At 70.9% G+C, this 10,109-nt stretch carries 11 protein-coding genes; 6 read left to right on the plus strand and 5 right to left on the minus strand.

Features of this window, described 5'->3' with window-relative positions; translation table 11 throughout:
* Positions 1-16: 16 nt before the first annotated feature.
* The 6 genes from OG990_RS14525 to OG990_RS14550 are packed head-to-tail and all read left to right on the plus strand — an operon-like array spanning position 17 to position 6,349.
* Positions 17-1,300 carry a sugar ABC transporter substrate-binding protein gene (locus OG990_RS14525; RefSeq protein WP_328417792.1) on the plus strand — a complete coding sequence of 428 codons (1,284 nt, stop codon included), beginning with the start codon at positions 17-19 and terminating at the stop codon, positions 1,298-1,300.
* Positions 1,301-1,311: 11 nt separating this feature from the next.
* Positions 1,312-2,259, plus strand: a complete 948-nt coding sequence (locus tag OG990_RS14530; RefSeq protein ID WP_328417794.1) for a sugar ABC transporter permease — start codon at positions 1,312-1,314, stop codon at positions 2,257-2,259.
* On the plus strand, positions 2,249-3,091 hold the full coding sequence (locus OG990_RS14535; protein ID WP_328417796.1) for a carbohydrate ABC transporter permease: 843 nt from the start codon (positions 2,249-2,251) through the stop codon (positions 3,089-3,091). The genes OG990_RS14530 and OG990_RS14535 overlap by 11 nt, the downstream gene beginning before the upstream one ends.
* A complete protein-coding gene (locus OG990_RS14540; protein ID WP_328417798.1) occupies positions 3,088-4,002 on the plus strand; it encodes an ROK family protein in 915 nt (304 codons plus the stop codon). Before OG990_RS14535 ends, OG990_RS14540 begins: the two co-directional genes overlap by 4 nt.
* Positions 3,999-4,706, plus strand: coding sequence for an N-acetylmannosamine-6-phosphate 2-epimerase (locus OG990_RS14545; protein ID WP_406080928.1), 708 nt, complete (start codon positions 3,999-4,001; stop codon positions 4,704-4,706). The genes OG990_RS14540 and OG990_RS14545 overlap by 4 nt, the downstream gene beginning before the upstream one ends.
* Positions 4,707-4,708: 2 nt before the next feature.
* Entirely contained in the window at positions 4,709-6,349 is a 1,641-nt protein-coding gene (locus tag OG990_RS14550; protein WP_406080930.1) for a DUF4127 family protein, read from the plus strand.
* Positions 6,350-6,476: 127 nt separating this feature from the next.
* Here the strand turns inward: OG990_RS14550 and OG990_RS14555 are convergent, their stop codons facing one another.
* From OG990_RS14555 to OG990_RS14575, 5 genes are read right to left on the minus strand one after another with little or no spacing between them, the layout of a single operon-like run.
* Positions 6,477-7,634 carry an acyl-CoA dehydrogenase family protein gene (locus OG990_RS14555; RefSeq protein ID WP_328417804.1) on the minus strand — a complete coding sequence of 386 codons (1,158 nt, stop codon included), beginning with the start codon at positions 7,632-7,634 and terminating at the stop codon, positions 6,477-6,479.
* Positions 7,635-7,647: 13 nt separating this feature from the next.
* Positions 7,648-8,025, minus strand: a complete 378-nt coding sequence (locus tag OG990_RS14560) for a Zn-ribbon domain-containing OB-fold protein (protein ID WP_406080933.1) — start codon at positions 8,023-8,025, stop codon at positions 7,648-7,650.
* Positions 8,022-9,167 carry an acetyl-CoA acetyltransferase gene (locus OG990_RS14565; protein WP_406080935.1) on the minus strand — a complete coding sequence of 382 codons (1,146 nt, stop codon included), beginning with the start codon at positions 9,165-9,167 and terminating at the stop codon, positions 8,022-8,024. Before OG990_RS14565 ends, OG990_RS14560 begins: the two co-directional genes overlap by 4 nt.
* A complete protein-coding gene (locus tag OG990_RS14570) occupies positions 9,164-9,595 on the minus strand; it encodes a MaoC/PaaZ C-terminal domain-containing protein (protein ID WP_406080937.1) in 432 nt (143 codons plus the stop codon). The genes OG990_RS14565 and OG990_RS14570 overlap by 4 nt, the downstream gene beginning before the upstream one ends.
* A gap of 8 nt (positions 9,596-9,603) precedes the next feature.
* Positions 9,604-10,104 (minus strand): MaoC family dehydratase N-terminal domain-containing protein, encoded by a 501-nt coding sequence (locus OG990_RS14575; protein WP_406080939.1) that lies wholly within the window; start codon positions 10,102-10,104, stop codon positions 9,604-9,606.
* Positions 10,105-10,109 lie beyond the last annotated feature (5 nt).

The raw sequence follows: 10,109 nt of genomic DNA on the forward strand, positions 1-10,109 counted from the left end.
CGGTGAGGAGAAGATTGTGAGAGCAGGAAAGGCAATGCGCGGCGTCGCCGTGGCACTGGCCGGCGCGCTCGCCCTGACCGCTTGCGGCGGCGGCGACGATGCCGGCGACAGCGGCCCGGCGAAGCTGCGGATGACCGTCTGGTCGGCCAACGAGGCGCACCTCAAGCTGTTCAACGAGATCGCCGACGAGTACCGCAAGAGCCACCCGGACGTGGCCGAGATCAAGTTCGACCCGCTGCCGTTCGACACCTACACCACGACCCTGACCACCCAGATCGCGGGCGGGAACGCGCCCGACCTCGCGTGGGTGTTCGAGAACTCCGCGCCCGACTTCGTCGCCTCGGGCGCGCTGCTGCCCCTCGACGACACGCTCAAGAAGGCCGAGGGTTACCAGTACGAGGACATCTCCCCCGCCACCCTCAAGCTCTGGCAGAACGACGGGAAGCTGTACGCGTACCCCTTCTCCACCTCGCCGTTCGGGGTCTTCGTCAACACCGACATGCTCAAGAAGGCCGGGCAGAAGACCCCAGCCGAGCTGATCGCGGCCGGTCAGTGGACCTGGGACAACGCCCTGGCCACCGCCGCGGCGACGGCGGCGAACTCCGGCAAGGCCGGCATGGTCATTCGGGACTTCGACTACAAGGGCTGGGACAACCTGTCCACCTTCTGGACCGGGTGGGGAGCCCAGGCTTGGAGCGAGGACGGCAAGACCTGCGGCTTCAACAGCCCTGAGATGGTCGACGCGATGACCACCCTGCACAAGGCCACCTTCACCCAGAAGGCGCTGCCCGGCCCGGGCACGACTGCCGACTTCTTCGCCGGTGACTCGGCCATGACGGTCACCCAGATCTCCCGCGCCTCGCTGCTGAAGGACGGCGGCTTCGGGTGGGACCTGGTGCCGCTGCCGACCGGGCCGAAGGGGAACTACGCGGTGGTCGGCCAGGCCGGCCTCGGGGTGATGAAGAAGAGCCCGCACGCCAAGCAGGCGGCCGACTTCGTGGCCTTCTTCACCAACCCCACGAACTCGGCGAAGCTCGCCCAGTTCTTCCCGGCGCCCCGCCAGTCGCAGCTGACCGCCGAGACCCTCGCCAAGACGAACCCGAAGCTCAAGCCGGAGCAGCTGCAGAAGGTCGTCATCGACGGCATCACCAACGGCGTGGTCAAGCCCAGCCACTCCGGACAGGCCGAGTTGAGCCAGCAGGTCCGCGCCGGCCTCGACCCGCTGTGGCAGCCGAACGCGGACGTCAAGGCCGTACTCGACGGCGTCTGCACCAAGATCCAGCCGCTGCTGGCGAAGTAAGGCCAACGACCATGACCCAGACGGACACCAGGGTGGGCCCGGCTGCTGCCGGGCCCGCCCCGGGCCCGGCCCGGCCGTTCTGGACCAGCCGCCGCCGGGACCAGCTCGCCGGTTACCTGTTCATCGCCCCGCAACTGCTCGGCAGCATCGTCTTCGTGATCCTGCCGCTGATCCTCGTGCTCTGGTACAGCCTGCACGAGTGGAACGTGCTCGCCGGGACCTTCGACTTCGTCGGGACCGACAACTACAAGGCTCTCGCCGATGATCCCAACCTCGGCGCGGTGCTGCGCGCCACCGGGCTGTTCTCGGTCGGCCTGGTGGTGTTCAACCTCGGCCTGGCCTTGCTGCTGGCCGTCCTGCTCAACCAGAGGCTGCGGGGCACGATCGTGTTCCGCACGCTGTTCTTCTCCCCCGTGGTGGTCTCGCTGGTGGCCTGGACCATCGTCTGGGGCTTCCTGCTTCAGGACAACGGCGGGGTCAACGGGCTGCTCGACACCGTCGGCGTGGACGGGCCGAACTGGCTGCGCGGCGAGGGCACCGCGATGGTGTCCGTGATCGTCGTGCAGGTGTTCAAGAACGTCGGCCTGAACATGGTGCTGTTCCTGGCCGCCCTGCAGGGCGTGCCGGCCGAGCTGTACGAGGCCGCGGAGGTGGACGGCGCGAGCCGGATGCGCCAGTTCTGGCGGATCACCGTACCGCTGATCAGCCCGACGATCTTGCTGACCTCGATCATCACCGTGGTCGGGTCGCTGCAGGTCTTCGCGCAGATCGCGGTGCTCACCCAGGGCGGACCCGGCACATCGACGACGGTGCTCGTCTACTACCTGTACCAGCAGGCCTTCCAGTTCCATCACTTCGGCTACGGCGCCACGCTGTCGATCGTGCTGTTCGCCATCGTGCTCGCCCTCACTGTGCTGCAGTGGCAGATGCGCAAGAGGTGGGTCTTCCATGAATCGTGACCTGTCCCGGCGAACCAAGCTGGTGCTCTACGGTGTGCTGCTGGTCCTGGCGATCCCGTTCGTCTTCCCGACCTGGTGGATGGTCACCTCGTCGTTGAAGCCGGTGGCGGACATCTTCGCCTTCCCGCCGCAGCTCCTGCCGACCAACCCGCGGTTCGACGCCTACCAGCGGGTGTTCGAGTTGCAGCCGTTCGGGCAGCAGTACCTGAACAGCCTCTACATCGCGCTGGTCGTCACGGTTGGCACCATGGCCGTGGCGGCGCTGGCCGGGTACGCCTTCGCGCGCATCCGGTTCCGCGGCCAGAACGTGTTGTTCCTGGTCGTCCTCGCGGGCCTGCTCATTCCGAGCGAGGTGACGATCGTGCCGCTGTTCCAGATGTTCTTCAAACTCGGCCTGGTCGACACCCACTGGCCGCTGATCCTGGTGCCGATCTTCGGCGCGCCCAGCGTCCTGGCGACGTTCATCATGCGGCAGTTCTTCATCAGCCTCCCCGGTGAGCTGGAGGAGGCGGCCCGGGTCGACGGGCTGGGCCGCTTCGCCACCTTCTGGCGGATCGCCCTGCCGCTGTCGCGGCCGGCACTGGGCGCGGTGGCCATCTTCACCTTCCTGCACAGCTGGAACCTCTACCTGGAACCGATCGTGTTCCTCTCCTCTCCGGAGAAGTTCACCCTCCCCCAGGCGCTCACCCAGTTCGTCGACGCCTACGGCGGTCCCATGTGGGACGTCCAGATGGCTGCGGCGTCAATGACCGCGCTGCCCGTCCTGGTGGTCTTCGTCATCGCGCAGAAGCAGTTCGTCGAGGGCCTCGCGCACACCGGCCTCAAGGGGTGACGACACCGGTGGTCGGCATCGACATCGGCGGCACCAAGACGGCGGCCGCGCTGGTCGACCGGGACGGGCAGGTGCTGGAGCGCCGCGAGGTGCCCACGCCTGCCCGGTCCGGGCCCGGGGCCGTGCTGGACGCCGCCGCCCGGCTGGCCACCGACCTGCTTGGCGCGGCCGACGGGCCGGTGGGGGTGGGCACCGCCGGCACGGTCGACCCCGCAACCGGCGGCATCCGGTACGCCACCGACAGCCTGCCCGGCTGGACCGGCACCCCGGTGGCCGACGCGCTGGCCGCCCGGCTGGGTCGACCCGTGCGGGTCACCAACGACGTGAACGCCGCCGCGCTGGGCGAATGCTGGGCCGGCGCCGGACGGGACCGCGCTCAGGTGCTGCTGGTGGCCGTCGGCACCGGGCTGGGCGGGGCGGTCGTCCGGAACGGCCGCGTCGAGGCTGGTGCCCGCGGCGCCGCCGGCGAGGTCGGGCATCTGCCGGCCCCGGGCGCCGAACGGCTGCGCTGCGGGTGCGGCCGGTACGGGCATCTGGAGGCGATCGCCTCCGGCAGCGGGCTGGCCGCCGCGTACTCCATCGAGACCGGCACCCGCGTCACCGGGCGGACCGTGGCGGACCGCGCCGCGGCCGGGGACGGGGTCGCCCAGGGGGTTGTGGAGCGGGCCGGAGGTGTCCTCGGCGCGGCCCTGGCGGGTTTGGTGGCCCTGCTCGATCCGGAAGCTGTCCTGGTGGCCGGCGGGGCGGCCGGCGCCCTGCTGCCCGCCGCGTCGGCCGCCTACTCGGCCGAGTTGCCCGCGGGCTGGGCCGACGTTCCGCTGCTGCCCGCCACGCTGGGCGCTGACGCCGTCGTGGTCGGCGCCGCCCGACTGGCCATCGACAGACCCGATTTCGAAAGGACCAACGGGTGAACGTGCTCGACGAGTTGGCCGGCGGGCTGGTGGTGTCCTGCCAACCGCTGCCCGACGAGCCTGACGACCCGATGCGGGACCCGTACGTCCAGGCCCGGGTGGCGGCCGCGGTGGTACGCGGCGGCGCGGTGGCGGTCCGGGTCAACGGACCGGACGACGTCAGAGCGGTACGCGCCGCCGTCGACGTTCCGGTGATCGGGCTGTACAAGCACGGCACCGAGGGCGTCTTCATCACCCCGACCGCGGCCCACGCGCTCGAGATGGCGCTGGCCGGGGCGGACATCGTCGCGATCGACGCCACCGACCGCCCCCGACCGGACGGACGCCCCTTCGCCGACACGGTCCGCGTGATCCGCGAACGGACCGACGCACTGGTCCTGGCCGACGTCTCCACCACAACCGAGGGCGTCGCCGCCGTCGAGGCCGGCGCGGACGCCGTCGCCACCACACTGTCCGGTTACACCCCGGCCAGCCCACCGACTGACGGGCCCGACCTCGGGCTCGTGGAGCGACTCGTCGCACTGCTACCCGTGCCGGTGATCGCCGAAGGGCGGTACCGCAGCACGGAACAGATCGGCCGGGCCTTCGAGGCGGGTGCACACGCGGTGGTGATGGGCAACGCCGTCACCTCACCGCTGTGGATCACCCGGAGGCTCGTGCCGGCCACCCCCCGCGCGGCGAGCGCCCCAAGAAAGAGGGAGTGAGCATGAGAAGACGTACCCTCCTGGCCACCGGCGTGGCCGGGCTGACCACCGTGGCCGTCGGCCGGCCCGCCTTCGCAGGGCCGGCCAAACGGCAGTTGACCGTGGCACTGGTCCCGTTGGACGACCGGCCGGTCAACACCTACGCCCCGCAGATGACCGCGGCGAGCGCCGGCGCCCAGGTGCAGTTGCCGCCACGGGAACTGCTGGGCCGCTTCTTCACCCCGGGCGACGGGGCCGCCATCGCCCGCTGGCTCGGCACCACCGACGGCGTCAACGGGTACGTGATCTCGGTCAGCATGCTCGCCTACGGCGGCCTGATCGCCTCACGCACCGCCGCCCCGACCCTGGCGGCCGCCCTGGAGAACCTGGCCGCGATCCGAGCCCTGCGCTCGACCCAGCCGGGGGCGGTGATCGAGGTGCACGACACCATCCAACGCCTCGCCATCACCAGCACGGGCACTGAGCTGGACAAGTACCGCGACCTGCTGGTCACCTGGGCGAAGCTCTACGACCAGGTGATGAACCTCGGGCAGGAGGAGCTGCGGGCCCAACTCGACTCCGTCCGGGCGCGGATCCCCGACCAGGTCGTTGAGGACTATCTCGCCGCGCGGGCCCGCAACCACCAGGTCAACCGGCTGATGGTCGAGTGGGTCGCCGACGGCACCATCAGCCACCTCGTGCTCTCCGAGGACGACACCGCGCCGGTCGGCCTGGCCCGAGCCGAGCGGGTGGAACTGGAGGCGCTTGTCGCTCAACTCGGCGTCAGCAGCCGGGTGGAAATCTTCCCCGGCGCCGACGAGGTCGACGCGTTGCTGGTCGCGCGGGTGATCGCGGCCGGCACGGCGCCCACCTACCGGGTGGAGTACGCCGGCGTCTCCGGCGAGGACTGGACCGCTCAACTGGAGGGCATCCCGTTCGCGGAGAACATCCGCCGGCACGTGGCCACCGTGGGGGGACGGGTCGTCAGCGGCGACGCGGACATCGTGCTCGCCGTGAACACCCCCTCATCGGCACCCGGGCAGCGGGCCGCTGACCTGGACGCCTTCGTCGGGCGGATAGGCAAGCTGCTGGCCGCCGGCACCCCGGTCATCGTGGTGGACCCGCTCATCGTGAACAAGGCGGACCACGAACTGGTCGCGCGGATGGAGAGCGGCCTGGATCTCGCGGCGCTGCTGTCGTACTCGGGTTGGAACACCGGCGGCAACGCACTCGGCCTGGCGCTCGGCCACGGCACCGCCCGGTGGGCGTACCTCCGCTCCTCCGGCAGTGGGTTCGGCGTGCCCGCCCTGCGCGGGCCCGGCCAGGCGCACGCCGAGTACCTGCTCTACCGGTTCGTGAAGGACGACCCGTGGAAGAACATCGTGCAGGTCGAGGCGTACGCGCACGCACGGGCGCAGGGCTGGGACCCGCTCGCGCTCACCCCCGAGCAGAAGGTCTACTTCGACGGCTGGGTGAGTGAGCGGCTGGTGCCGCTGACCGAGCGGTACTTCGCCGACCACTTCGCCGGGCACCACATCGTGCTGGGCCAGCGCGGCGCGAAGACGTTCACGGCGACGCTGGCTCGCTTCGAGTCGGCGCGTGTCGAGCTGCCGTGGGACCGGCTCTTCGAGGTGATTCTCGAGCCTCGGCTGAAACTGTCCTGACAGGCGCCCGAGCACCGGGCGCTGCACATCGACGACGGCTTCGAGGAGCGCGGTCAACTGCCGCGCGGGCGGGATCCTTCTCCGCTGGCAGAACCGCGCCCTCGAGGTCGGCGATGAGCCGGGAGCATCAGATGGTCACCTCGCCGCGTACGAGTGCCTTCGCGACAACGGTTCGCAGGATGTCGTTCGTGCCCTCGCCGATGCTCATCAGGATCGAGTCCCGGTAGAGGCGCTCGACCTCGAACTCGGTGGAGTAGCCGTAGCCGCCGTGCACCTTCATCGCGTCGATCGCGGCTTCGAGGGCTACCTCCGAGCAGAACACCTTGGCCATCCCGGTCTGCGCGTCGGCGCGACCGCGTCGGACCGCGTCGGCCGCCCAGTACGCCATCAGGCGGGCGGCCTGCAACTGGATCGCGATGGTGGCGAGCTTGAGCTGGATCGCCTGGAACTCGGCGATGTGTTTGCCGAACGCCTTGCGCTGCTGGGCGTAGGCCAGCGCCTCGTCGTGGGCGCGCTGCGCGATGCCGACCGACCGCGCGGCGATGTTGACCCGGCCCCACTCCAGGGCGGACAACGCCTGCTTGAGGCCGACGCCCTCGACGCCGCCGAGCAACCGGTCTTTCGGTACCCGCACGTTGTCGAGGAGGATCTCGCAGGACTCGGTGCCCTTGTAGCCGAGCTTCGGGATGTCCCGCAGGACCTGGAAGCCCTCCAGCGTCGCGTCGACGAGCAGCACGCTCATGCCGGTGTGCGCGGGCGTGGCGTGCGGGTCGGTCTTGACCAGCACCGGCAGCGGGTCGGCGTACCGCGCGTTGGTGATCCACATCTTGGTGCCGTTGACGACGTAGTGGTCGCCGTCGAGCCGGGCGGTGGTGCGGATGCCCTGCAGGTCGGTGCCGGCGTCCGGCTCGGTAAGGCCGATGCCGGTCCGCCGGGCGCCGGTGGCAAGGTCGGGCAGGTAGGCCCGCTTCTGCTCCTCGGTACCGTGCACGGCGATCATCCGGCAGGCCAGGGAGTGGCTGCCGAGGATGCCAGCGATGCCCATCCAGCCGCGGGAGAGCTCCTCGAACACCAGCGCGAACGACACCGGGTCGAGGTCGAGGCCGCCGTACTCCTCCGGCACGGTGACGCCGAACAGCCCCATCTCGGCCATCCCCCGCACGATCTCCGTCGGGTACCGCCCGGCGTGCTCCCACTCCCGCGCGACCGGGATGATCTCGCGGTCGACGAACGTGCGGAGCAGGGCGCGGAAGTCCTGCTGCTCCTCGGTGAGCGTGAAGTCCATGCGTGAGCCTCCGTCAGCGGTGGAAGACCGGCAGTGCCCGGCCGTCGTCGAGATCGTGCCAGCCGACGCGGACCGGGTCCCCGATCCGCCAGCCATGACCATCCAGGGTGGACAGCACGATCGGCCCCTCGGCGAGCCGGATCCGGGCGACCGTGTAGGGCACGGCAACCCCCGGCACGGGTGCCCGGTGCACCACGGTGAACGTGTCCACGACGCCGTCGCCGGACGCCTCGACGAACCCCAGGTCGACCATGGATGAACAGGTGGTACACAGCGCTCGCGGCGGGTGCTGGACGTGCCCGCAGGACCCGCAGGTCTGCAGCGTGTAGCGGTGCTCCCGGGTGGCGTCCCACCAGCCGGCCGTCACGTCGTCGGGCGGCGGTACGTTCATCGCTGCGCTCCCAGCACGACCGTGGCGTGCGTTGACAGGATCCCGCCGGTGCCGTGCGCCACGGCCACCCGGGCGTCGGGCACCTGCCGGGCACCCGCCTCGCCGCGCAGCTGGCGGACCGCCTCCACCAGCAGCAACACCCCGTACTGACCGGGATGGCAGTACGACAGGCCGCCGCCGGAGGTGTCCAGCGCCAGCTCACCGCCGGGACGGATCCGGCCGTCCTGGATGAAGTCGAGCACCTCGCCCGGTCCGCAGAAGCCCAGCGCTTCGATGCTGAGCGCGGCGGTGATGGTGAACGAGTCGTACACCTCCAGGACGTCCACCTCGGATGGTGTGATGCCGGCCCGGGCGAACGCCTCCCGGCCGGACTCGCGCGCACCGGTGACCGTCAGGTCCTCGACGGCGGTCATCGACGTGTTCGTCGACCGCTCGCCGTAGCCGAGGACCCGTACCGGCGGGTGCCGCAGGTCGCGGGCCCGGTCCAGCGCGGTGAGCACGACGGCCCCGCCGCCGTCGGTCACCAGGCAGCAGTCAGCGACGGTCAACGGGCTGGAGACCATGGGCGCGGCGAGCACGTCGTCGACGGTCAGCGGCCCGGCGCCGTAGCGGAACGCGGCCGGGTTGAGCAGCGCCCACTCCCGGGCGGCGATCGCGATCTCGGCCAGCTTCTCCCGCGTCCCGCCGTACCGGTGGAAGTACTGCTGCGCCGCCATCGCGTAGTACGACAGCGGGTACAGCGGGCCGTACGGCGTCTCGAACTGGGCCTCCGGGGTGTGCGTCTCGACGACCCCGCCGAGGCTGCGCGAGCGCGCCGAGCGCTGGTTCGACGCGAAGCTGATGACCACGGTGGTGACCTGGCCGGCTTCGATCGCCTGCGTGGCGCGGGCGACCATCATCTCGGCGGCCGACCCGCCGACGAACGTCGAGTCGACCCAGCGGGGCCGCAGCCCGAGATACTCGGCGAGCTGTGTGGTGGAGAAGCGGGACACCCCGGTGGTGGCCAGTCCGTCGACGTCGGCGAGGGTCAGCCCGGCGTCGGCGAGCGCCCGGGTGACGGCCTGGGTCTGCAGCGTGAGCGTGGACTTCCCGGTGCTGCCGAGGTCGCACTCGGCCGCACCGACGATCGCGACGCCGGTCACCGCGCGCCCGGCCCGTCGGCCGCGCCCAGTAGGGCCGTCGCGTGGGCAGGGCGGGCCGCGGGACGCTGCGGGCCGTACTCGCTGGCCAGGATCGTGGCGGAGAGGTCGACCCGGACGCGGTCCGCACCGACCTCGACCACGGTGCCCTCGCACCGGACGGTTTCACCGGCGAACATCAGGTTGCGGAACGTGAACGACAGCTCGTGCACGAAGCAGCGCGGGCCGAGCGTGTCCTGCAGCAGCTCGACGAAGAGCGCCCCGAAGACCTGCCCGTCCACGACCGGGCCCGGGACCCGCGCGGCGGCCACGAATTCGGGGTCGAAGTGCAGGCGGTACCAGTCCCAGGTGGCGCCGGCGTAGGCGACCATGTTGGTGAGTGTGATGGTGCGCTCCAGCGCGGGCAGCGCATCCCCGGCGTTCGGTGGCATCCGAGATGTCATGCCGCACCGTCCAGGCTGACCAGGATGATCGTCTCCTCGTTGACGGCGAGCAACTCGCCGTCCTGGTTGGTGTACGTCGCGCGCGAGGAGACCACGAGCATGTCCGCGCCGGTGCGGGTCTGCTTCTCGGTCAGGTCGTGGATCTCCCAGGTCGCGGTGATGACGTCAGCGGGGCGTACCCGGCGGTGGAACGTGTAGCTGTTGCCGCCGCGGACCTGACGGGTGCCGGGGACGTCGAGGTGCCATGAGTGCCCGGCGTAGCCGTCGCTGTCCATCGGGAGGTTCGCGTACTGGTTGGTCTCGCAGATGAGCGTCGGCGGGGCGGTCACGCCCGGCAGGCCCTGCGCGCGGGCGAACTCGGGGTCCGAATACAGCGGGTTGTCGTCGCCGACGGCCATGCCGAAGTACCGGCCGGCCGCGGCGCCGAGCGGTTCCGGCGCGGTGTACACCTTCCTCGTGCCCAGCAGTGCGCGCAGTTCGTCGGTCAGCAGGCCCACGCCGT

This window comes from Micromonospora sp. NBC_00858 (assembly GCF_045207365.1).
In the GTDB taxonomy this organism is placed as follows: domain Bacteria; phylum Actinomycetota; class Actinomycetes; order Mycobacteriales; family Micromonosporaceae; genus Micromonospora.